We start from the raw sequence: 22,322 nt of genomic DNA, 5'->3' as shown, positions 1-22,322 counted from the left end.
GACTGTCACGTCGTTGTGGAAGCCGGGTGGGACGCCCTCGGTGCCGGATCGGCGATGACCGAGAGTGATCTACCGTCTAGTCGGTAGGCTCAAGTATCTCCACGAAAGCCGATCCGTCAAGACCTCGCCGGTGACGGATCGGCTATCGATGCAGGCGCGCGCTCGCGCCGCCCGCTAGGGTTTCGGGGCCGTGCCGTCGATGAACAGTTGCCAGAAGTGGCGGGCGACCTGTTCGGCCGTCCAGCCCTCGCCGGGGTGGAACCACTGGTATGTCCAGTTGCACATGCCGAGAATGGCGAAGCTGGTCATGCGCGTGTCCATGGGGCCGAAGTCGCCCGCGCGCACCCCGTCGTCGAGGATTTTGATCAGCATCCCGTGGTAGTGGTCTCGTTTCCCGGCGATCGCCTGCCGGGCCTCTTCGGGCAGTTCCCGGTAGTGCTCGAAGAACACGCGCAGGTGCCCGGGGTGGCTCTCCATCAGGGTGACCAGGTCGGTCATCACCGCCAGCAGCATGTCCCGTGGCCCCAGCGTGGCCGCGGCCACGCGGTCTTCCTGCCGCTCGATGATGAGGTCGATCATCTCTTCGTGGATGACGATGAGGATCTCGTCCTTGCTGGAGAAATAGTGGTACAGCGACGCTTTCCGGATGCCCACGTGTGCCGCGATGAGATCCATCGAGGTCTCGTGGTAGCCGCGTTCGTTGAACAGGCCGGCGGCCACGCTGATGATCTGCATTTTGCGTTGGGCGCCCCGGCTACTGGTGTTCACGGGGGCAGGCGTGGCCATCGACATTCTCCTCATCGTTGCGGACTTCCGCGTGGGGGTGATCACGGAATCGGGGGAGTCCCTCGGGCACCGGCAGGCGTAACGCATTCGTGAGCATAGCGACCTTGTGGTACTGCGCGGACATCGTCAGCAGCTCGATGAGCTGCCGCGGCGGCATCACAGCCGACAGCCGCGGCCATAGGTCGTCATCGATCGTCAGCTGCTCGCACAGCTGCTCGACGGCTTGCAGCAGCAGGGTTTCCACCGGCGTCCAGCACGCCGAGCCGGCCGCGGGAACCAGCGTCGCGGCCAATTCCCGTGGCCCCAGCTCGGCTTCCCCGGCGAACAGCCCGGCGTGCACCGCCCATTCGGGTTCGGCTCCGGTCAGCGCGCAGACCCGCAGGATCACGATTTCCCGGTACCGCAGGGGAAGTTCCGTCTCCGCAAGGCACGCCCTGGTGGCGCGACGCAGATCGCCGAGTGCCGCCGGGGAGTGCGCGAGCACAGCGAAGATCGGGATCGTTGTCCCGTCCGGAAGCCGGTACGGGCGCAGGGCTTCCGCCCGCTCGGCGGTCAGCGGAGCGGGCGGCACACGGGCCATCCTCGTCATCCGTCCGCCACCGCAGGTTCGAGTTCGACAGCGAAGGCGCTGCCGGTCGCGGCCCGCACCTGCTCGAGGCCGACGCCCGGAGCGAGTTCCCGCAGTACCAACCCCGCGGCGGTCACGTCGAGAACGGCGAGATTGGTGATGATCCGGTCCACCACGCGGCGGCCGGTCAGGGGCAGCGTGCACTCGCCGAGAATCTTGTGCTCGCCGCGCCGTGTGGTGTGCTCCATCAGCACCACCACCCGGCGGGCCCCGTGGACCAGGTCCATCGCGCCGCCCATGCCTTTCACCATGGCACCGGGCACCATCCAATTGGCGAGGTCCCCGGTGGCCGAGACCTGCATCGCGCCCAGTACCGCGGTGTCGATGTGGCGGCCGCGGATCATCCCGAACGACAGCGCCGAGTCGAAGAACGAGGCGCCGGGCACCACCGTCACGGTCTCCTTGCCGGCGTTGATCAGGTCGGGGTCCACCTCGCCGGCAGCCGGATAGGGTCCGGTGCCAAGGATGCCGTTTTCACTGTGCAGCACGACATGCACGCCCGGCGGAAGGTGGTTCGGGATCAGCGTCGGCAGGCCGATGCCGAGGTTGACGTAGGTTCCGTCGGCCAGTTCGCGGGCGGCCCTGGCCGCCATCTCGGTCCTGGACAGGGTCATCACGACACCCCCATCGGCTCGCGCACCGTGCGTTTCTCGACCCGCTTCTCGACGGCCGGCGTGTGCAGCACGCGCTGCACGAAGATTCCGGGCACGTGCACCGCATCGGGATCGATCTCGCCGGGGGTGACAAGGTCCTCGACCTCGGCGATGGTCACCTGGCCCGCCATCGCGCACAGCGGGTTGAAGTTGCGGGCCGATTTGGCGAAGACGAGGTTACCCTCGGTGTCGCCGAGCGCGGCGTGGACGATCGCGAAGTCGGCCGTGATCCCCTTTTCCCGTACGTACTCGACGCCGTCGAAGAGCTCCGTCGGCTTGGGCGGGGAGGCCACGGCCACGGTTCCGTCGGGCGCGTAACGCCACGGCATCCCGCCTTCGGCGATCGGGGTGCCGACTCCGGCCGCGGTGTAGAACGCCGGGATACCGGCGCCGCCGGCGCGCAGCCGTTCGGCCAGGCTGCCCTGCGGGCAGAGTTCGACCTCGAGTTCACCACCGAGGTACCGGCGCGCGAACTCTTCGTTGTCGCCGACGTAGGAGGCGGTGACCCGCCGGATGCGGCTCGCTTCCAGCAGGATGCCGAGCCCCCATCCGTCGGTGCCGCAGTTGTTGGAGATGACGTGCAGGTCAACGGCTCCATGGCGGTACAGCGCGTCGATGAGCGCACTGGGGATCCCGCAGGCACCGAAGCCACCGGCCGCGACGCTGGCGCCGTCGGGCACATCGGCGACGGCCTCGTCCGCATCGGCCATCACCTTGCTCCGCGGCCGTGGTCGGGTTGCTTCCACTGACTCCTCCACAGGGCTGACCACGGTCACACTACCGGCTGGACGGTAGTGACGTGGGTTGACGGTAACGATGCTCCCACTCTAGTCTACCTACCGTCTGGACGGTAGCCCAGTCTCGAGGAGGAGAACATGGTCGATCCGGTGACGGCTCCGTCGTTGCCCGCCCACCTGTCGCTGCTGCGCGGCATGCTGATCGACGCGGTGGCCATGCTGCGCTCGGGTTTCGCCACGGCCGCCGATATCGACACTGCGATGCGGCTGGGCGCCGGTCATCCCGTGGGGCCGTTGACAGTGCTGCGGGAGCTGGCTCCGGTCGATCGGGAATTGCTGGGGCTGTCCGAGATCCCGGCGGCGGAACTGTCCGATGTGGACGCGGCAGCCGAGGTGCCGTCGTGGTCGGGTCCGGTCGGTGTCGTGGGCACGGGCACCATGGCCGCAGGAATCGCCGAGGCCATCGCCGCCGCGGGCACGCCCGTGCGGGTGCTCGCCCGGTCGGCTGCCTCAGCGGAACGACTCGATGCCGCGGTGGCGGCCAGCCTCGCGCGCGCCGTCAAGCGCGGGCGGCGGCGACCAGGCGAGGCCGGCGATATTCGCCACCGGGTCCACTGTGGACTCAATGAAGCGGAACTGGCGGACTGTGCGGTGGTCATCGAGGCGGTGTCCGAGCGGTTGGACGTCAAATACGAGGTCTGTGCGCGACTTGATGCGGTCCTGCCACCGGGCACCCCGATCGCGACCAACACGTCGTCGTTCCGCGTCGGCGAGCTGGCCGTGGGGCCGGACCGGCCGCTGCTCGCGCTGCACTTTTTCAATCCCGCTCCCGCAATGAAGCTGGTGGAGGTCGTCGTGCCGGATGGTGCCTCGCCCACGCTGGCCGCTGCGGGCGCCGCCTGGGCGGGCGCGATCGGAAAGACCGCGATCCGGTGTGGCGACCAGCGTGGGTTCCTGGTCAACCGGCTGCTCATCCCCTACCTCAACGACGCCGCCCGGCGGCTCGGCGACGGTGACGTCACGGCCGCGGACCTGGACGAGGTGATGACCACCGGCGCGGGACATCCGATGGGGCCGCTGGCGCTGATCGACTTGATCGGTGCGGACGTGACAGTCGCGGCGCTTTCGGCGATGGCCGAGGCGTACCCCGATCCGCGACTGACACCGGCGGCGCCCCTGCGGCGGCTGATCGAGACCGGGCACCTCGGCAAGAAGGCCGGCCAGGGCTTCTACACCTATCGATGAACGGAGAATGCGTGCAGTACGACAAGCTCTTCATCGGCGGCGACTGGGTATCCGCCCACCAGGGCGCTGAGGCGGAAGTGATCAACGCGGCCGACGAAACCGTTCTGGCCACGGTGTGCCAGGGCGACGCCCAGGACGTGGACACTGCGGTCGCCGCCGCACGTGCGGCCGTCGACTCCGGTGCGCTCGCCGACCCAGCCGCCCGGATCGCGGCACTTCGAGCAGTGCGGGAAGCGCTGGCCGAGCGACAGGACCGGATCGCCGAGCTGATCAGCCTCGAGGTGGGTACCCCGGCGAAGATCTCCCGGCGGATCCAGGTCGGGTTGCCGCTTGCGGTGCTGGATGCGTTCGCCGAGACGGCCGGCCGCTACGAGTGGCAGACCACGGTGGGCAACTCGACGGTGCTGCGCGAGCCGGCCGGAGTGATCGGCGCGATCACTCCGTGGAACTACCCACTTCACCAGCTGGTAGCCAAAGTCGGCGCCGCGATCGCGGCCGGCTGCGCCGTCGTGGCGAAACCTGCCGGCGTGGCGCCGTTGTCGGCCTTCGCGCTCGCCGAAGCGGTGTCGGGCGCCGGCTTGCCGGACGGGGTTTTCAACCTGGTGCCGGGAAGCGGGGGCGTCGTCGGCGAGGCCATCGCCGGACACCCCGGGGTGGACGTCGTCTCCTTCACGGGATCCACCGAGGCAGGTACGCGGGTCGCGCGGCTGGCCGCGGCGACCATCACCAAGGTCGCGCTGGAATTGGGCGGCAAGTCCGCCAACGTGCTCCTCGACGATGCGGATCTCGCGCGGGCCGTCAAAACCGGCGTCGGCAACGCGTTCCTCAACTCGGGACAGACCTGCTCGGCCTGGACCCGGATGCTCGTCCCGGCACGGCTGCAGGACCAAGTCGTGGATCTGGCGGTGCAGTCGGCGAAACGGCTCACCGTCGGGCATCCGCTCGACGAGAACACACGCCTCGGCCCACTGGCGTCCGCGGGGCAGCGCGAGAACGTGCGTGGCTACATTGACGCCGGCCGGGCGGAAGGTGCGCGGCTGGTGTGCGGCGGGACGGAGCCGCCGGCGGGCCTGAGCAAGGGGTTCTACGTCGAGCCCACGATCTTCGCCGATGTCGGGCCGGCGATGCGGATCGCGCGGGAAGAGATCTTCGGCCCGGTCCTGGCGATCATGCCTTACGACGACGAGGAGGACGCGATCCGGATCGCCAACGACTCCGACTACGGCCTCGCCGGTGGTGTGTGGAGCGCGGACACTGACCGCGCGTGGGCTGTGGCCAGGCGGATGCGCACCGGGCAGGTGGACATCAACGGCGGCGCGTTCAACCCCGCCGCACCCTTTGGCGGCTACAAGAAGTCGGGACTGGGGCGCGAGTTCGGGACGTTCGGTATCGACGAGTTCGTCGAGATCAAGTCGGTGCAGTCGTGACCCGCCTCGACACGATCAGGCGCTACTACGACGGCTGCAGCACCGGGGACATCGAGCTGATGCGCGGCACGCTGACCGACGACGTCGTGCACTACTTCCTCGCCCCGAACCCCGGTTCGGCGCCCGTCCGCGGCCGTGAGCACCTGGCCCGGTACTGGCGCAAGGTGCATCGCGTGATCGACGCCCGATGGATCGTCGACCACATTGTCGAAGGCGCCGACGAGGCCGTCATCGAGTGGTCGATGTTCTGGCGGCCGGAAGGCACGCCGGAGCGGGTCGTCACCCGAGGCGCGGAGTGGTTCGTGTTCTCGGGCGGGCTGATCAGCGAGATTCGCTCGTACTATCAGCAGCGGGAACGCTCGACCGAGCTGGACGGGTTCGGTTACGCCGAGCGCGGTTATTCCGTGCCGGCTCGGGAAAGCAGCACCGTCCACTCAGGACAGGAGGACTACCGTGCCTGAAGTGACGTGCGTCCGCGACCGCTCGGTGCTGACCGTCATCCTGGACCGGCCCCGGTCCCTGAACGCGCTCACCGGGTCCTGCCGGGCCGAGCTGCTGGCCGCGCTGGACTCCGCGACCGACCCGGCGGTGCGCGCGGTCGTGCTGACCGGTGCCGGGCGTGCCTTCTGTGTCGGCCAGGACCTCGCGGCCACCGATGAGCTGGCGCAGGCCGACGTCACGGTGCGCGACACGTACAACCCCTTGGTGCGAGCGCTGAAAGAGCTGGACAAACCGGTGGTCGCCGCGGTCAACGGGCCTGCCGTGGGCGCGGGTATGGGGTTGGCGCTGGCCTGCGATCTGCGGCTGATGGCCGACACGGCGTACTTCGCCTGTTCCTTCAGTAAAGTCGGGCTGGTACCCGACACGGGACTGTCCTATGAGCTGGTGCGGCGTCTTGGGCACGCGCGCGCCTATGAGCTGGCCGTGACCGGCCGTGCCATCGGCGCTGTCGAAGCGGAGCAGCACGGACTGGTAAACCGGGTCGTGCCAGGGGAGTCGCTGGTGAGGGAGGCGGCCGAGCTGGCCGAGCAGCTGTCGCGAGGCCCCGGGCTCGCGCTGGCGCTGACGAAGCGGCTGTTCACCGCGGCGGCGCACGCCGGAGCCGGCGCGATGCTGGAACGGGAGGCGCTGAGCCAGGGTGTCGCGGCGGCGACGGCGGAGCACACCGAAGGTGTCGCGGCGTTCCGGGAAAAGCGCGGCGCGAACCACGACGGCGGCCCGGTCACTGTGCCGGCCGTCGTACCCCTCGACGCGATCTAGCCCTCTGACGAGGAAGGTGTCATCCCATGGAGACCTGGGTCGACGGAGACATCAGGTATTCGGCGTACGACCTGAGTTCCCGCCTGTCGAACGCGACGAGCGAGTTCGAGCCCAACCCGCACCACATCGACTACATCCCGCATGACAAGACGATCGAGGACTCCGAAAAGCTCTTCGGCATCGGCAAGGACATGTGGCGGAACGGCCGTGGCTGGGCGATCGAGCGCATCACGCTGACCACGCATTCCGGTACCCATCTCGACGCGCCGTATCACTACGGCCCCGCCTCGGGTGGGCGGCCGGCCAAGACGATCGACGAGGTCCCGTTGCGCTGGTGCTTCGGCCCTGGTGTGGTGCTGGATGTGACCGGCGTCGATCGCCGCAAAGGTGCCGACGAGCACGACCTGCAGCGGGAGCTGGATCGCATCGGATACCGGCTCCAGCCGTTCGACATCGTGCTGATCCGCACCGACGCCTCCCGCTATTTCGGCGAGCCGGGCTATCAGTACAAGCACACGGGATTGCGCGCTTCGGCGACCCAGTGGCTCACCGAGCAGGGGGTACGCATGATCGGCATCGACGCCTGGACGCTGGACCGGGCGTTCGACGTCATGGTCGAGGAGGCGAAGGACGGCGACACCGAACAGCTGTGGGAGTCCCACTACTTCGGAATCACGCAGGAGTACTGCCAGATCGAGAAGCTCAGCGCGCTCGCGGACCTGCCACGTCCCCACGGATTCCGGGTCTCGTGTTTCCCGGCCAAGATCGAAGGCGCGAGCGGCGGCTGGGCTCGCGTCGTCGCCCTGTACACCGAACCCGCCTGACATCGGAAAGGAAGATCCATGAAACTGGTGACCTTCACCCGCGGGCCGGTGCCCGAAGTGGGTGTGATCGACGGCGAGGAGCACGTGGTCGCGCTGCGCCCGGCCTACGCGGACCTGCTCCGCTCGCGCGGGATCGAGGCCGCGCAGGCGGACGCGCTCAGCGAGACGATCTTCCGTGACATGGTGACGTTCATCGGCTTCGGCGAATGGGGCAAGGACGAAGCTCGCGCCGCGGCCGGGCAAGCACGGGGCGGGCCGCACCGGCTACCCCTCGCCGAGGTGACGTTGCGCGCCCCGCTGAGGCCGGTCGCCCTGCGCGACTGCATCGCGTTCGAGACGCATCTGAAGAACTTCTACGAGAACATCAACCGCAAGGAGGTCCCCCCGGCCTTCTACGAGATCCCGGTCTACTACAAGGGCAATCCGTCCACTGTGGTCGGTCCGGGCGAAGACGTGCCGTGGCCGAGCTACAGCAAGGAGTGGGACTACGAGCTGGAGCTCGGCGTGGTGATCGGGCCGAGTGCGCACAATGTCGCCAAGGATGAAGCGGAGTCGCACATCTATGGCCTCACCTGCTTCAACGACTTCAGTGCCCGTGACGTACTGCGCAAGGAGATCTCGATCGGGCTGGGGCCGGCCAAGGCGAAGGACTTCGCCACCGGTATCGGCCCCTGGCTGGTGACCATGGACGAGATCCGCGACCTGTACGACCTGGAGATGGTCGCGCGGGTCAACGGCGAGGAGTGGTCACGGGGCAACTCGGGCCAGATCCACTGGAGCTTCGCCGACATCATCACGCGCATGGCCGATGCCGAGCCCCTCCGGGCCGGCGAGATTTTCGGCTCGGGCACCGTCGCCTTCGGCTGCGGGCTCGAACTGGGCAAGTACCTCCGGCACGGCGATGTCGTCGAACTGGAGATCACCGGGCTGGGGGTGCTCCGCAACCGTGTGGTGAGCGGAGCCTGACCAGCGAGGCCCCTCGGTCGCGCACGGTACGCACCGAACCGGACACGAAGCGAAGTGCCCCTTGACACCTACCGTCTGGACGGTAGACAGTGTGATGCAGATCATGACGACTGGCTGGAGACGAACGTGACGGCAACGGTGCCGACGCCCGCCGACGCGGTGGAACAGACCCGGCGCAAAGACGGCGACCAGCTTCTTGCCGGTCGTGCCACCTATCTTGACGACGTCACCATCCCGGGCACGCTTCACTGCGCGATCCTGCGCAGCCCGCACGCCCACGCCCGCATCCTTTCGGTGGACACGACGGCGGCCAGGCAGTGCCGGTCCGTGCGGGCGGTGGTGACCGGCGAAGAGGCACTGACGCTCGCCGGGCCGCTGCCGCATTTCTTCGAACCGTCCATTGTGGGTGGTCGGACGACGACCGTGCGGGTGCTCGCGGTGGACAAGGTGCGATACGTCGGCGATCCGGTCGCCGCGGTGGTCGCCGAGTCGCTCGCCGATGCGGAGGCCGCGCTGGCGGCGATCGAGGTGGACTACGAGGTGCTCCCCGCCGTGGTGGAGGCCGGGGAAGCACTCGCCGAAGGCGCTCCCAAGGTGTTCGACGAGTGGGACGACAACGTCCTGATCCGGCTGCCGTTCGCCGAAGGTGACGCGGCCGCGGCACTTGCCGCCGCCCCCCGGGTGGTCACCGGCGAGGTGCACATCCAGCGGTATCAGACCATGCCGATGGAACCTCGCGGCTACCTCGCGCACTGGGCGCCCACGGGCAAGCTGACCTGTTACGCCTCGACCCAGAACCCGCACCCTTTGCGCACCAACCTGTCCACGATCTTCGGGCTACCCGAGGACCGGATCCGCGTGATCGCCACCCGGCTGGGCGGCGGCTTCGGCCACAAGTTCAACGGCTACCCGGAGGAACCGCTAGTCTGCCTGCTGTCCAGGATGACCGGCGCACCGGTGAAATGGGTGGAGACCCGGGCCGACGCGCTGCTGGTCGGTGCCCGCGAGTTCAGCCACAGCTTCTCCGTGGGGTTCGACGATGACGGCCGCATCCTGGCCATCACCGACCGCATCGTCGGCAACGTCGGCTGCCTCGCCACCTGGGGCGGCTGGAGCATGACCTACCCGGCAGGGATGACGTTCCCCGGCCCCTACCTCGTGACCGACTACAACATCGAGTCGATCGCGGTGGTCACCAACAAGGCACCCTGGAATGGCGCGCGCGGTTATGGCAAGGAGTCCGCGACGCTGGCGCTCGAGCGGATGGTCGACCTTGTCGCGCAGGACCTCGGCCTGGATCCGGCGCAGGTGCGCCGCCGCAACTTCATCCCGCCCGAGCACTTTCCACATTGGACAGCAGCGAAACATCTCGACAGCGGGAACTACCTGGGCGCACTGGACCAGGTCGTCGAGCTGTCCGGCTATCACCGGCAACGCGAGCTGCAGCGCGAAGCACGTGCGGGGGGCGGGTTGCGAGGCATCGGTGTGGCCTTTGAGCTCACCCCCGAAGGCGGCGACTTCGCGGGCAGTTTCGTGCGTGGCTTCGACACCTCCACGGTGCGGGTGAGCCCCACCGGCGCGATCACCGTGCTCACCGGCGTCACCAGTCCGGGCACGGGAAACGAGACGAGCATCGCCGCGGTCGTCGCGCGGGAGTTCGGGGTGAGCGTGGCCGAGGTGTCGGTGGTGCAGGGCGACACCGACTCCTGCCCGTACGGCTTCGGCAATTTTTCCAGCCGCAGCCTCGCCGCCGGAGGGGGAGCCGCGGTCCTCGCCGCTCGCGAGGTGCGGGAGCGGATGGCGCTGGCCGCGGGGGTCCTGCTGGACACGACGCCCGAGAGCCTGGTGTTGCGCGCGGGCCGTTTCCATTCCACCGACGGCGAGCGTTCGATGTCCTTCGCCGAGGTCGCCGAGCAGGTCTACCGTCGTGCCTACGCCATCCCCGGGCTCGACCAGCCGCTGCTCGAAGCGACCAAAGTGGGCGGTCCGGGAAACTTCCACCATGCCCCGGACGAGCACGGCCGGATGTCGGCGTACCCGACGTACCCGTATTCGACGCACGTCGCCGTGGTCGACGTGGACGCCGAGACCGGTCAAGTACGGCTGCTCGACTACACGTGTGTCGACGACTGCGGGGTGCAGATCAACCCGACGTTCGTCGCGGGACAGCTCTACGGCGGAATCGCGATGGGCATCGGCGGAGCGATGTCGGAGGATCTGCCGTACGACGCCGCCGGGCAGCCGGTGGCGCGTACCCTCAAGCACTATCTCGTGCCCCGGGCCAACGACCTCCCGGACATCCGGCTCGGCCACCAGTGCACTCCCTCGCCGTACACGTTGCTGGGCACCAAGGGCGCGGGTGAAAGCGGTGTGGGCGGCGCGATCGCGTGCCTGGCGAACGCGGTCAACGACGCGCTGCTGCCGCTCGGTGTCCGCATCACCAAGATGCCGCTGTCCCCGCCCACCGTGCTGCGGGCGATCCGCTCAGGAGGAAAGCCGTGATCCGTACCAGCCTGCGTTACCACCGTCCGGTCACGCCGGAGGAAACGAGCGCGATTCTCACCGAGCACAGCGGAGACGTCGTCGTCCTCGGTGGAGGCACGATGCTGCTGCCGATGATGAACCGGGCCGAGGTCAACGCCGGTCACATCGTCGATCTTCGTGGCCTCGGCCTGGACAAGATCACCGTGGCCGGCGACAACGTCCGCGTCGGCGCCATGGCCACCTACAACGACCTGCTGTGCTCCGACCTGATCGCGCGGGAGGTGCCGCTGCTGCGGCGGATGGCGAGCGGTATCACCGGAGGCAACCAGTTGCGCAATCTCGCGACCGCGGGAGGATCGGCCTGCTACGGCAACCCGTCTTCGGACGTACCCGCGGTTCTGGTCGCGCTGGAGGCGACCATGTGCCTGCACAGCCCGGCGGGTGAGCGGCGGGTGCCGTCCGCCGAATTCTTCGTGGACGCGTTCCGGACCGCCGTCGGTGCGGGGGAATTCCTGATGTCGATCGAGGTACCGCGGCGTGTGATCGCGGCCGGCTACCACAAGCTGAAACTGTGTGAGGGAAGCTGGCCCATCGTCACCGCGGCGGTCGTGCGGCACGGTGGCCGCGCGATGGCGACCATCGGCGCGGCCACCGTGACACCGCGCCGGTTCGAGCTGACGTCCTATTTGGACGCTGACAAGGACACAGTGGACGAATACGTCCGCGACAACGTCGGCGACCCCTGGTCCGACGTACTGGCCGACGGCAACTACCGCAAGGACGTCTCCGGCGCCGTCGTCCGCCGGGCCGTCGCCGAGCTGCAGGAAGGCTGAAAGATCATGACCGCGACCGAACCCGCCCCGCCCGGCCGCACGATCACGGTGCGTGTCAACGGGGTTGAGCACACCACCGCGATCGAAGATCGCGACCTGCTCGTCGACGCGATCCGTAAGCGCCTCGGACTCACCGGCACCCACGTCGGCTGCTACAACGGCGACTGCGGGGCCTGCACGATCACGGTGAACGGAAAGATCGTGAAGTCCTGCCTGATGCTCGCGGCAAGCGCAGATGGTGCCGAGATCACCACCATCGAAGGGTTCTCCGGCAGCCGGCAGCTCGACGAGATCCAGGAGGCGTTCTGGGACAAGGACGGGTTCCAATGCGGATTCTGTCTGCCCGGACACTTGTTCGCGGCCCGGGATCTGCTGGCGGAAAACCCCGAGCCATCCGAAGCGGATATCCGGCAGGCGATCAGCGGCAACATTTGCCGCTGTACGGGATACGTCAACATCGTCAAGTCGGTGCAGGCCGCCGCGCAGCGACGCGGCTCCGGACAGCGCCCCTCTGCGGCAGCGCAGGGCAGCGTGGCGGATAGCTCACGGGTGCCCTGATCGTCGAATGGACGACCAGCCGCAGCCGGTCGGCTCGAACGATCGATGCGATCCCGTGGGTGTGCCGCGGTGATGCGCGGGTTTTGCGGAGGATCCGAGACGGGTCGCCTGGTGAGTGACCAGGTGGTGGTCACCGTCAGTCGTCCAGGTAACGGAGGTTGTGTTGTCTGGGTATGGGGGCTGAATCAGGGCCAAGGTAGGTGTGGGGGCGGGGTGGGGAGTGGTAAATCTCGTCGGTTGGGTTCCGGCGAGGACGGGAGTGGCATGTATCGACGGCGGAGTGTTGTGGCGGCGTTGGTGGTGGGGGTGTCGGCGGTAGCGGCGGCGCCGGCGTCTGCGGGGGTGCCGTTGCGGGGGACGCAGCCGGTGGCGGAGGGGGTTGGCGGGGCGGTGGTGTCGGATACCGTCGAGTCCAGCCAGGCCGGGATCGACGTGTTGCGGCGTGGCGGAACGGCGGCGGACGCGGCGGTTGCGGTGGCGGCGACGTTGGGGGTGACGGATCCGTATGTCGCCGGGCCGGGCGGTGGTGGGTACTTCGTGTACTACGACGCGCGGAGTATGCGCGTCTCGACCTTGGACGGGCGGGAGACGGCGCCTGCGGCGGACAAGTCCGACATGTTCGTGGACCCGGCGACGGGCAAGGCCTACGACTTCGAAACCGCGGTCGAGAGCGGTCGTTCGGTGGGGGTACCGGGCATGGTGGCCACCTGGCAGCGCGCACTGCAGCGGTGGGGACGGTTCAGCCTCGCCGACAACCTGCGGCCCGCGGTGCAGGTGGCCGACCGCGGCTTCGTGGTGAACCAGACGTTCGCCGACCAGACCACTTCGCTCAAGGACAAGCTGTCCCACTTCGCGCCAAGCGCGGCGCTGTTCCTGCCGGGCGGGCAGGCCCCGAAGGTCGGCTCGACGTTCCGCAACCCCGGCCTCGCCGACACCTACCGGCAGATCGGCAGGCAGGGCATCGGTGCGTTCTACGGCGGTCTCGTCGGCCAGGACGTGGTGCGGACTGTGCAGCACCCGCCGGTCGCCGCCGGGGCGCCGATCAAGCCGATGTCCGGCCCGATGCAGCTTTCGGACCTGCGCGCCTACCGCGCGCTCGACGGCGAGCCGACGCACATCGGCTACCGCGGGTACGACATCTACGGCATGGCGCCGTCCTCCAGCGGCGGCATCACGGTCGGGGAGTCGCTGAACATCCTCGGGAACTTCGATCTGTCCAAAATGGATCGAGTGCAGGCACTGCACCACTACCTGGAGGCGAGCAGGCTCGCCTTCGCCGACCGCAACCGGTACGTCGGCGACTCCCGCTTCGTCCAGGTGCCGCAGCGGCAGCTCCTGTCGAAGCAGTTCGCGGCGACGCGGGCGTGCCAGATCGACCCGAAGAAGGCCGGACAGAGCCCGGTGGCGCCTGGGGACCCGTACGCCGCCGGCGGTGGCTGCAAGACCGCGCCGGCTGCCTCGTCCGACAGCAACGAGCAGCACACGAACCACTTCGTGGTGAGTGACAAGTGGGGCAACGTCGTCTCCTACACCAACACGATCGAGCAGCTCGCCGGTAGCGGCATCACCGTGCCCGGTCGTGGTTTCCTGCTCAACAACGAGCTGACGGACTTCAACTTCACGCCCACCCAGGGCACCGCGCCGGACCCCAACCTGCCCGCAGGCGGCAAGCGGCCGCGGTCGAGCATGTCCCCGACGATCGTGCTCAAGGACGGCACGCCGGCGCTCGCGGTCGGTTCGCCGGGCGGCGCCACGATCATCACCACCGTGCTGCAGATCCTGGTCAATCGTCTCGACTTGGGCATGAGCCTGCCGGACGCGATCGCCGCGCCCCGTGCGTCGCAGCGCAACGCCAAGAATTCCGACGCGGAAGCAGCGTTCCTCGCCCAGCCCACCACGGCTGGGCTGGAGGCGCTGGGGCAGAGCTTCACCAGCACCGGATCGATCGGTGCCGCAGCGGGGCTGGAGTTCAAGCCCGGCGGCAAGATCCTCGCGGCCGGTGAACCCGTCCGCCGGGGTGGCACTTCGGCGATGGTGCTTTCGGCGCATCGCTGAGCTGATTGCGGCCCGCTTCGCCGTCCTGACCAGGGCGGCGAAGCGGGCCGTTCGTCATGGTGCGGTACCGCCGATGCGGCTGGTGAGTTCAGCGGCGGTCTCGGCGACCGCGGTCGCCAGTTCCGGGAACGTCTCGCCGCACGCTCCGTCGTCCGGGCAGAGATGGCGCAGGGTCACCGAGATCGATGCCATCGGGCGGGCGCCGTGGTCGAAGACCGGGGCGGCGACCGAGGCGAACCCAGCGGTCACGTGGCCGTCCTCGATCGACCAGCCGAGCCGCTGCTCCGCGGCCAAGGTCCGGCGAAGCGCAGCGAGTGAGTCCGGGCCACGGCTGGTCCGCAGCACGAACGATTCGGCCGCCGGGAACAACGCACGGACGTGCGCGGCGGGCAGGTGGCGCAGGATTGCGCGGCCGGATGCGGTGAGCTGGCCGGGGAGCCGCACCCCGACGTCGGTCACCAGGGTTTCCGGACGGGCCGGGCGTTCCTTGATCAGGTACAGGGATTCGTTGCCGTGCAGCACACCCAGGTGCGCGGTGTGTCCGGCCCGGTCGACCAGCTTGCGCAACAACGGCCCGGCCAGCCGCTCCAGCGGGTCGTGACGCAGGTACGCGGAGCCCAGCTCGAACGCGGCGATGCCGAGCCCGTATCGGCGTTCGGCAGGCAGGTGGACGACGAAACCGGCCGTGGTGAGTTCGTTGAGCAGGTGATACGTCGTCGAGCGCGGCAGGTGCAGGTCGCGGGCGATAGTGGCGGCGGAAACCGGGCCGGCGTGCGTCGAGAGCAGCCGGAGGACGGCCAGGCCGTTGCGGAGCGCGGGGATGTCCGAGCTGCTCATCGTCACTCCTTCGGGGAGGTCGGGCGCGGAGCGAACGGCCCGTTCGCTCCGGTCGGTGAAGCTGCTGCCTCCTGTTGTCTTGGATACCAGACGCTACCCGGAACTCTGCCCTGGTGCCGCCTGGTCCGGGCGGAGTGCAATGGCTGACATGCCGGAACCAGTCCTCTTGGGCTCGCAGTCGATGACCGCGGCCGAAGTCGTCGATATCGTCCGTGGGCACACGCCCGTCGGGCTCACCGAAGCTGCCCAGATGAACCTCGTCGCCACCCGTCAGCACATCGAGAAACTCGCCGACGCCACGTCACCCACGTACGGCGTCTCCACGGGCTTCGGTGCGCTCGCCACTCGTCATATCCCGGTGGAGAGCCGCACCGCGTTGCAACGCAGCCTGATCCGCTCGCATGCCGCGGGCGCTGGGCCCGCAGTCGAGCCGGAGGTGGTGCGTGCGCTGATGTTGCTGCGCTTGCGAACTTTGGCCAGTGGCTACACCGGAGTGCGGCCGGAGACGGCGAAAACCCTTGCTGCGTTGCTGAATGCGGACATCACGCCGATCGTGCACGAGTACGGTTCGCTGGGCTGCTCGGGTGATCTCGCCCCCTTGGCGGCGGTCGCGCTCGCGTTGATGGGCGAGGGCGAGGTCGTGCACGAGGGCTCGCGCAAGCCGGCTGCGGCGGCTCTCGGGGCCGCTGGGATCACGCCGATCGTGCTTGCCGAGAAGGAGGGCCTGGCCCTCACCAACGGCACCGACGGGATGCTCGGCATGCTCCTGCTCGCGGCCGCCGATCTGCACCGGCTGCTGGACGTCGCGGACCTCACCGCGGCGATGAGCGTCGAAGCCCTGCTGGGCACCGACCGGGCGTTCGCGGCCGATCTGCAGGCATTGCGCCCACATCCGGGCCAGGCGGTCAGCGCGGCACGGATGCGGGCGGCGCTGGACGGATCGGAGATCGTCGAGAGCCATCGTGGTCCGGACTGCAACCGGGTTCAGGACGCATACTCGCTACGGTGCGCGCCGCAGGTGCACGGTGCCGCGCGGGACACTCTGGCGCATGCCGAGCTGGTCGCCGGCCGGGAGCTGCAGTCCGCTGTGGACAATCCGGTGGTACTGGCCGATGGCCGGGTCGAGTCGAACGGCAACTTCCACGGCGCGCCGGTGGCCTACGTGCTCGATTTTCTCGCGATCCCGGTGGCCGACGTCGCGAGCATTGCCGAGCGGCGCACCGACCGGATGCTCGATCAGGCGCGTTCGCACGGGCTGCCACCGTTCCTCGCACACGATCCGGGCGTCGACTCCGGGCACATGATCGCGCAGTACACCCAGGCCGCGGTGGTCACCGAGCTGAAGCGGCTCGCCGTGCCGGCTTCGGTCGATTCGATCCCGAGCAGCGCCATGCAGGAGGACCACGTCTCGATGGGCTGGTCGGCCGCGCGCAAGCTGCGCACGGCGATCGACGGCCTGACCACGGTGCTCGCGGTCGAGCTGCTCACCGCCGCCCGTGCACTCGATCTGCGTGCACCGCTGGCCCCGTCTCCGGTCACCGGGCGGGTCCGGGACCTGCTGCGCACCCGGGTCGGGGGCCCGGGACCTGACCGTCATCTGGCGCCCGAAATCGCGGCTGCCGAAGAACTCGTGCGGTCGGGCGCTGTCCTGACCGCAGCCGAACTGGAGGTCTGATGAGCACCCCACGCACCGTCCGGGCCGCGCGCGGCACCACGCTCACCGCGAAGAGCTGGCAGACCGAGGCCGCGCTGCGGATGTTCCACAACAACCTGGACCCCGAGGTCGCTGAACGGCCGGCCGAGCTGGTGGTCTACGGCGGCACCGGGCGCGCCGCGCGCACCTGGGCGAGCTTCGACGCGATCACCCGTGAACTGACCACTTTGGACTCGGACGAGACGTTGCTCGTGCAGTCCGGCAAACCGGTCGGGGTGTTCCGCACGCACGAATGGGCGCCCCGGGTGCTGATCGCGAACTCGAACCTGGTGGGCGACTGGGCGAACTGGCCGGAGTTCCGCAGGCTGGAGCAGCAGGGCCTGACCATGTACGGCCAGATGACCGCCGGTTCCTGGATCTACATCGGCACACAGGGCATCCTGCAGGGCACCTACGAGACGTTCGCCGCGGTCGCCAAGAAGCGTTTTGGTGGCACGCTCCGTGGCACGCTCACGGTCACCGCGGGCCTCGGGGGCATGGGTGGTGCGCAGCCGTTGGCCGTGACGATGAACGATGGCGTGGTGCTCGTGATCGAGTGCGATCCGCAGCGGGCACGCCGGCGCGTGGAGACCCGTTACCTCGACGAGGTGGCCGCCGACCTCGACGATGCGGTCAACCGGGTAACCGCGGCCAAGAGAGAGCGCCGCGCGCTTTCGGTTGCCGTGGTGGGCAACGCCGCCGAGATCCTGCCCGAGTTGCTGCGCCGCGGGGTGGAGGTGGACATCGTCACTGACCAGACCTCGGCGCACGACCCCCTGTCCTACCTTCCCAAGGGCGTCAGCGTGGACGACTGGGCGGACTACGCGGCGAAGAAGCCCGACGAGTTCACCGACCGGGCTCGGGAATCGATGGCCGACCATGTCGGCGCGATGCTCGGGTTCCTCGATGCCGGTGCCGAGGTCTTCGACTACGGCAACTCGTTGCGTGGCGAGGCGAAGCTCGGTGGCTGCGAGCATGCTTTCGACTTCCCCGGATTCGTGCCCGCCTACATCCGGCCGCTGTTCTGCGAGGGCAACGGGCCGTTCCGGTGGGCCGCGCTCTCCGGTGATCCGGAGGACATCGCCGCGACCGACCGGGCGATGCGGGAGCTGTTTCCGGAGAACGAATCGCTCGCGCGCTGGATCAAGCTGGCCGGGGAGCGGGTGGCGTTCCAGGGCTTGCCCGCGCGGATCTGCTGGCTCGGCTACGGCGAACGGCAGCTGGCCGGCCTGCGGTTCAACGAGATGGTGGCCAGCGGAGAACTGAAGGCGCCGGTCGTGATCGGCCGGGACCACCTCGATTCGGGCAGTGTCGCCTCGCCGTACCGGGAGACCGAGGGCATGGCCGACGGATCCGACGCGATCGCCGACTGGCCGCTGCTCAACGCGCTGGTCAACACCTCGTCCGGGGCCAGCTGGGTGTCCATCCACCACGGCGGCGGGGTCGGTATGGGCCGGTCCATCCACGCCGGGCAGGTGTCCGTGGCCGACGGCACCCCGCTGGCCGCGCAGAAACTGGAGCGGGTGCTCACCAACGACCCGGGCATGGGCGTGATCCGGCATGTGGACGCCGGCTACGACCGGGCCGCCGAGGTTGCCGACGAGCGCGGCGTCCGCGTGCCGATGCGGGAGAAGGCGTGAGCGCGGCCGAGCTGCTCGGGCAGATCGCCGACGTCGGGCGGGACGCCCGGCGTGGCGGGTACTCGCGGCACGTGTTCGACGAGCCGGAACGGGAGCTGCGCACCTGGTTCGTGGAGCGTGCGCAGCGGCTGGGGCTCGGTGTGGAGACCGACCGCAACGGGAACCTGTGGGCCTGGTGGGGTTCGCCGGGCCCGGAGGCGGTGGTCACCGGCAGCCACCTCGACTCGGTGCCCGGCGGCGGCGCATTCGACGGGCCGCTCGGTGTCGCCAGCGCGCTGGACGCAGTGGAATCGCTGCAGACGAAGGGGTTCCGGCCGGCCAAGCCGGTGGCGGTCGTGGTGTTCGCCGAGGAGGAGGGGGGCCGGTTCGGCCTGCCCTGCCTCGGGTCCCGCCTGATGACCGGGACCGTCGACGCGGACTGGGTGCGGGGCTTGCGGGATCCGGACGGGGTGACGTTCGCCGAGGCGGTTGCGGCGGCCGGGCTGGACGCCGGCGGGGTCGGTGCCGATCCGGATCGGCTGGGGCTCATCGGGCAGTTCGTGGAGCTGCACGTGGAGCAGGGGAGTGGGCTGATCGACCTCGGGTCACCGGTGGCGGTGGGCAGCACGGTGATCGCGCACGGCCGGTGGCGGTTTTCCTTTTCCGGACAAGGCAATCACGCAGGTGCCACCCGGCTGGCCGATCGGGTGGATCCGATGCTCCCGGCGGCCGAGACCGTGCTGGCGGTGCGTCGGCTGGCCCAGGGCCGGGACGACGCGCGGGCCACGGTCGGCCGTCTGGTGCCCACTCCGGGCGGCACGAATGTTATCGCCTCCACTGTGGACTTGTGGCTGGATGCGCGGGTACCGGGAGTCGAGACTCCCGCGCTGGTCGAGGAGATCGCGGTGGCCGCACGGGACGCTGCGGAAGGGGAGGGATGCGAGCTGATCATCTCGCGGGAGTCCTATTCCGGCGACGTGGTGTTCGACGAGCCGTTGCGGCGGGCGTTGGGGGAGTGGCTCGGTGCGCCGCCGGAACTGCCCACCGGTGCTGGGCATGACGCCGCGATACTGGCCGGATTCGTACCCTCCGCAATGCTGTACGTGCGGAATCCGACCGGGATCAGTCATGCGCCGGACGAGTTCGCGGAGGAAGCGGACGTGGCGGCCGGTGCCCGGGCGCTCGCCGAGGTGCTGGAGCGGCTCGCGAAATGACCACGTACTGGTGTGAGCGGGCCTGGTTGCCCGGAGGGATCGCCGAGGCGGTGCGGATCGAGGTGGCCGAGGGCCGGATCACTGCGGTGACCGAGGATGCGCCACGAACCGGAACAGTCCTCAGTGGACTCGCTTTGCCCGGGTTCGCGAATGGGCATTCCCATGCGTTCCACCGTGCGCTGCGCGGCCGGACGCATCATGCGCGGGGAACGTTCTGGACCTGGCGGGAGCGGATGTATTCACTCGCCGCTCGGCTCGAACCCGACTCGTACTACCGACTTGCGCGGGGCGTGTACGCGGAAATGGTACTGGCCGGCTATACGAGCGTGGCCGAGTTTCACTACCTGCACCACGCGCCGGGCGGCCAGCCCTATGCCTCGCCCAACGCGATGGGGGAAGCGCTGCGGCAGGCCGCCCGGGACGCCGGGATCCGGCTCACCTTGCTCGACACTTGTTACCTGGCAGGTGGAATCGGCGTGCCGCCGAACGAGGTGCAGCGGCGGTTCTCCGACGGCACTGCCCAACGATGGGCGGAGCGGGTCGCGGAGTTGCCCGAGGACGAGCTGTTCCGCGTCGGGGGAGCGATCCACTCTGTGCGCGCGGTTCCCGAGCACGACCTGCCCGCCGTGGACCGGGCGGTGCCGAAGAATCGTCCGCTGCACATTCACCTGTCCGAGCAGCGGGCGGAAAACGAACAGTGCGAGGCTGCGTACGGCTGGACGCCGACCGGTCTCTTGTGGGATTACGGCGTGCTCGACGAGCGGCTGACCGCCGTGCACGCCACGCACCTCACCGAGCAGGACGTGAAATGGCTGGGGACAGCGCGGGCCGGAGCGTGCTTCTGCCCGACCACCGAACGGGATCTCGGCGATGGGATCGGTCCAGCGCGGGCGTTGCTCGACGCAGGCGTGCGGCTCGGGGTCGGCAGCGACAGCAACGCGGTGGTCGACGCGTTCGAGGAGACCCGCGCGCTGGAACTCGACGAGCGGCTGGCGAGTGAGCAGCGTGGCCGATTCACCGCGGACGAGCTGCTGGCCGCCGGTACCGACCACGTGGCGACCGGCTGGCCGGAAGCCGGAACCATTGCCGTCGGCGCCGGGGCGGATCTCGTCACGGTCGCAGTGGACACTGTGCGGACTGCCGGGATCGAGGCGTCCGGGGTGCTCTTCGCGGCCTCGGCGGCCGATGTCCGGGTGGTCGTGGTGGCCGGCCGGGAGATCGTCCGGGACGGGGTGCACCTGCTGATCGAACGTCCGGAAACCGTACTGGCCGGGGAAATCGAGGCATTGTGGCAGTCCTGATCACTGGAATCGGCGAGCTCACCACGAACGATCCCGAGCTGGGCAGACTCGGCGAAGCCGCGATGGTGCTCGAAGGCGGTGCCGTCGCGTGGGTCGGCCCGGCCGGGCAGGCGCCGGAGGCGGACGAGCGGGTGGACGTCGGCGGGCGCGCGGTGCTGCCGGGCTGGGTGGACAGCCACACGCACCTCGTGTTCGCCGGGGACCGCACCGCGGAGTTCGAGGCGCGGATGGCCGGGAAACCCTATGCGGCAGGCGGGATCGCGATCACCGTCGAGGCCACTCGCGCGGCCTCGGACGAGCAGCTGGCGGCGAACCTCGGCCGGCATCTCGACGAAGCGGCGCGGCAGGGCACCACCTGCCTGGAGACCAAGACCGGCTACGGGCTGACCGTCACCGACGAGGAACGGTCGGCGAAGCTCGCCGGGCCGGTGGCCGACGAGGTCACCTATCTCGGCGCGCACCTGGTGCCGCCGGGCGCTGACGCAGAGTCCTATGTGGACCTCGTATGCGGGGAGATGCTGGACGCGGTCGCACCGCATGTGCGGTGGGCGGATGTGTTCTGCGAGACCGGCGCGTTCGACGAGGCGCAGTCGGCGCGGGTGCTCACGGCCGCCGCGAAGCGTGGGCTCGGGCTCCGGGTGCACGGCAATCAGCTCGGAGAGGGACCGGGCGTGCGGCTCGCTGTCGAACACGGCGCGGCGAGCGTGGACCACTGCACCTACCTCACCGATGCCGACGTGGCGGCGTTGGCGTCCTCCGGCACGGTCGCGACGCTGCTGCCCGCGTGCGATTTGTCGACTCGGCAGCCGTTGGCCCCGGCGCGGCGGCTGCTCGATGCCGGCGCGACGGTTGCGTTGGCCAGCAACGCGAACCCTGGGAGTTCGTACACCACGTCGATGGCGTTCTGTGTGGCCACGGCTGTGCTGCAGATGCGGATGACGGTGGACGAGGCGGTGTGGGCGGCGACGGCCGGCGGCGCTCGCGCGCTCCGCCGGGACGACGTCGGCTACCTCCGGCCGGGTGCGCGAGCGGATGTGCACGTCCTCGATGCGCCGTCCACGACCCACCTCGCGTATCGGCCGGGGGTTCCGTTGACCCAGGCGGTATGGCGGAAGGGGGAGCGAATGCGCTGACTCCAGCACCGGCGTGGTTCTCGTCCGCGCCGCCCTCGATTCCCCGGCGGCGCGTCGGCTCTCCGGGGG

20 protein-coding genes are annotated in these 22,322 nt (G+C 69.4%); 15 read left to right on the top strand and 5 right to left on the bottom strand.

Annotation, left to right across the window (positions count from 1 at the left end):
* Positions 1 to 174 precede the first annotated feature (174 nt).
* Genes D5S19_RS04755 through D5S19_RS04740 form a run of 4 tightly spaced genes read right to left on the bottom strand, consistent with a single transcriptional unit; the run spans position 175 to position 2,777 of the window.
* Positions 175 to 768 carry a TetR/AcrR family transcriptional regulator gene (locus D5S19_RS04755; RefSeq protein ID WP_158605491.1) on the bottom strand — a complete coding sequence of 198 codons (594 nt, stop codon included), beginning with the start codon at positions 766 to 768 and terminating at the stop codon, positions 175 to 177.
* Positions 755 to 1,375 (bottom strand): carboxymuconolactone decarboxylase family protein, encoded by a 621-nt coding sequence (locus D5S19_RS04750; RefSeq protein WP_120022153.1) that lies wholly within the window; start codon positions 1,373 to 1,375, stop codon positions 755 to 757. The genes D5S19_RS04755 and D5S19_RS04750 overlap by 14 nt, the downstream gene beginning before the upstream one ends.
* Positions 1,372 to 2,028 (bottom strand): CoA transferase subunit B, encoded by a 657-nt coding sequence (locus D5S19_RS04745; RefSeq protein ID WP_120022102.1) that lies wholly within the window; start codon positions 2,026 to 2,028, stop codon positions 1,372 to 1,374. The genes D5S19_RS04750 and D5S19_RS04745 overlap by 4 nt, the downstream gene beginning before the upstream one ends.
* Positions 2,028 to 2,777 (bottom strand): CoA transferase subunit A, encoded by a 750-nt coding sequence (locus D5S19_RS04740; RefSeq protein ID WP_120022101.1) that lies wholly within the window; start codon positions 2,775 to 2,777, stop codon positions 2,028 to 2,030. The genes D5S19_RS04745 and D5S19_RS04740 overlap by 1 nt, the downstream gene beginning before the upstream one ends.
* A gap of 165 nt (positions 2,778 to 2,942) precedes the next feature.
* Here D5S19_RS04740 and D5S19_RS04735 point away from each other — a divergent pair, with 165 nt between their 5' ends.
* The 10 genes from D5S19_RS04735 (at position 2,943) to ggt (ending at position 14,456) form a co-directional block, all read left to right on the top strand.
* Positions 2,943 to 4,049, top strand: a complete 1,107-nt coding sequence (locus D5S19_RS04735) for a 3-hydroxyacyl-CoA dehydrogenase family protein (RefSeq protein WP_120022100.1) — start codon at positions 2,943 to 2,945, stop codon at positions 4,047 to 4,049.
* A complete protein-coding gene (locus D5S19_RS04730; RefSeq protein ID WP_120022099.1) occupies positions 4,046 to 5,476 on the top strand; it encodes an aldehyde dehydrogenase family protein in 1,431 nt (476 codons plus the stop codon). Before D5S19_RS04735 ends, D5S19_RS04730 begins: the two co-directional genes overlap by 4 nt.
* On the top strand, positions 5,473 to 5,937 hold the full coding sequence (locus D5S19_RS04725) for a nuclear transport factor 2 family protein (protein WP_120022098.1): 465 nt from the start codon (positions 5,473 to 5,475) through the stop codon (positions 5,935 to 5,937). The genes D5S19_RS04730 and D5S19_RS04725 overlap by 4 nt, the downstream gene beginning before the upstream one ends.
* Positions 5,930 to 6,736 carry an enoyl-CoA hydratase/isomerase family protein gene (locus D5S19_RS04720; RefSeq protein WP_199730347.1) on the top strand — a complete coding sequence of 269 codons (807 nt, stop codon included), beginning with the start codon at positions 5,930 to 5,932 and terminating at the stop codon, positions 6,734 to 6,736. Before D5S19_RS04725 ends, D5S19_RS04720 begins: the two co-directional genes overlap by 8 nt.
* 26 nt (positions 6,737 to 6,762) lie before the next feature.
* A complete protein-coding gene (locus tag D5S19_RS04715) occupies positions 6,763 to 7,560 on the top strand; it encodes a cyclase family protein (RefSeq protein WP_120022096.1) in 798 nt (265 codons plus the stop codon).
* An 18-nt stretch (positions 7,561 to 7,578) separates the two neighbouring features.
* Positions 7,579 to 8,526 carry a fumarylacetoacetate hydrolase family protein gene (locus tag D5S19_RS04710; protein WP_120022095.1) on the top strand — a complete coding sequence of 316 codons (948 nt, stop codon included), beginning with the start codon at positions 7,579 to 7,581 and terminating at the stop codon, positions 8,524 to 8,526.
* Between the two features lie 126 nt (positions 8,527 to 8,652).
* Entirely contained in the window at positions 8,653 to 11,028 is a 2,376-nt protein-coding gene (locus tag D5S19_RS04705) for a xanthine dehydrogenase family protein molybdopterin-binding subunit (RefSeq protein ID WP_158605490.1), read from the top strand.
* Complete coding sequence (locus D5S19_RS04700; RefSeq protein ID WP_158605489.1) at positions 11,025 to 11,843, top strand: FAD binding domain-containing protein; 819 nt, start codon at positions 11,025 to 11,027, stop codon at positions 11,841 to 11,843. Before D5S19_RS04705 ends, D5S19_RS04700 begins: the two co-directional genes overlap by 4 nt.
* 6 nt (positions 11,844 to 11,849) lie before the next feature.
* Entirely contained in the window at positions 11,850 to 12,401 is a 552-nt protein-coding gene (locus D5S19_RS04695; protein ID WP_120022092.1) for a (2Fe-2S)-binding protein, read from the top strand.
* 264 nt (positions 12,402 to 12,665) lie between these two features.
* On the top strand, positions 12,666 to 14,456 hold the full coding sequence (gene ggt / locus D5S19_RS04690) for a gamma-glutamyltransferase (protein ID WP_120022091.1): 1,791 nt from the start codon (positions 12,666 to 12,668) through the stop codon (positions 14,454 to 14,456).
* A 54-nt stretch (positions 14,457 to 14,510) separates the two neighbouring features.
* Here the strand turns inward: ggt and D5S19_RS04685 are convergent, their stop codons facing one another.
* Complete coding sequence (locus D5S19_RS04685; protein WP_120022090.1) at positions 14,511 to 15,293, bottom strand: IclR family transcriptional regulator; 783 nt, start codon at positions 15,291 to 15,293, stop codon at positions 14,511 to 14,513.
* A 148-nt stretch (positions 15,294 to 15,441) separates the two neighbouring features.
* On the opposite strand from D5S19_RS04685, the gene hutH reads away from it, so the two are divergent.
* From hutH to hutI, 5 genes are read left to right on the top strand one after another with little or no spacing between them, the layout of a single operon-like run.
* Positions 15,442 to 16,968, top strand: coding sequence for a histidine ammonia-lyase (gene hutH / locus D5S19_RS04680; RefSeq protein ID WP_120022152.1), 1,527 nt, complete (start codon positions 15,442 to 15,444; stop codon positions 16,966 to 16,968).
* On the top strand, positions 16,968 to 18,626 hold the full coding sequence (gene hutU / locus D5S19_RS04675) for a urocanate hydratase (protein ID WP_120022089.1): 1,659 nt from the start codon (positions 16,968 to 16,970) through the stop codon (positions 18,624 to 18,626). Before hutH ends, hutU begins: the two co-directional genes overlap by 1 nt.
* Complete coding sequence (locus D5S19_RS04670) at positions 18,623 to 19,819, top strand: allantoate amidohydrolase (RefSeq protein WP_120022088.1); 1,197 nt, start codon at positions 18,623 to 18,625, stop codon at positions 19,817 to 19,819. Before hutU ends, D5S19_RS04670 begins: the two co-directional genes overlap by 4 nt.
* Complete coding sequence (locus D5S19_RS04665) at positions 19,816 to 21,120, top strand: formimidoylglutamate deiminase (protein WP_120022087.1); 1,305 nt, start codon at positions 19,816 to 19,818, stop codon at positions 21,118 to 21,120. Before D5S19_RS04670 ends, D5S19_RS04665 begins: the two co-directional genes overlap by 4 nt.
* On the top strand, positions 21,108 to 22,253 hold the full coding sequence (hutI, locus tag D5S19_RS04660; RefSeq protein ID WP_120022086.1) for an imidazolonepropionase: 1,146 nt from the start codon (positions 21,108 to 21,110) through the stop codon (positions 22,251 to 22,253). Before D5S19_RS04665 ends, hutI begins: the two co-directional genes overlap by 13 nt.
* Positions 22,254 to 22,322 lie beyond the last annotated feature (69 nt).

This window comes from Amycolatopsis panacis (genome assembly GCF_003600245.1).
In the GTDB taxonomy this organism is placed as follows: Bacteria; Actinomycetota; Actinomycetes; order Mycobacteriales; family Pseudonocardiaceae; genus Amycolatopsis; species Amycolatopsis sulphurea.
This window is presented reverse-complemented; position numbering and strand designations above follow the sequence as displayed.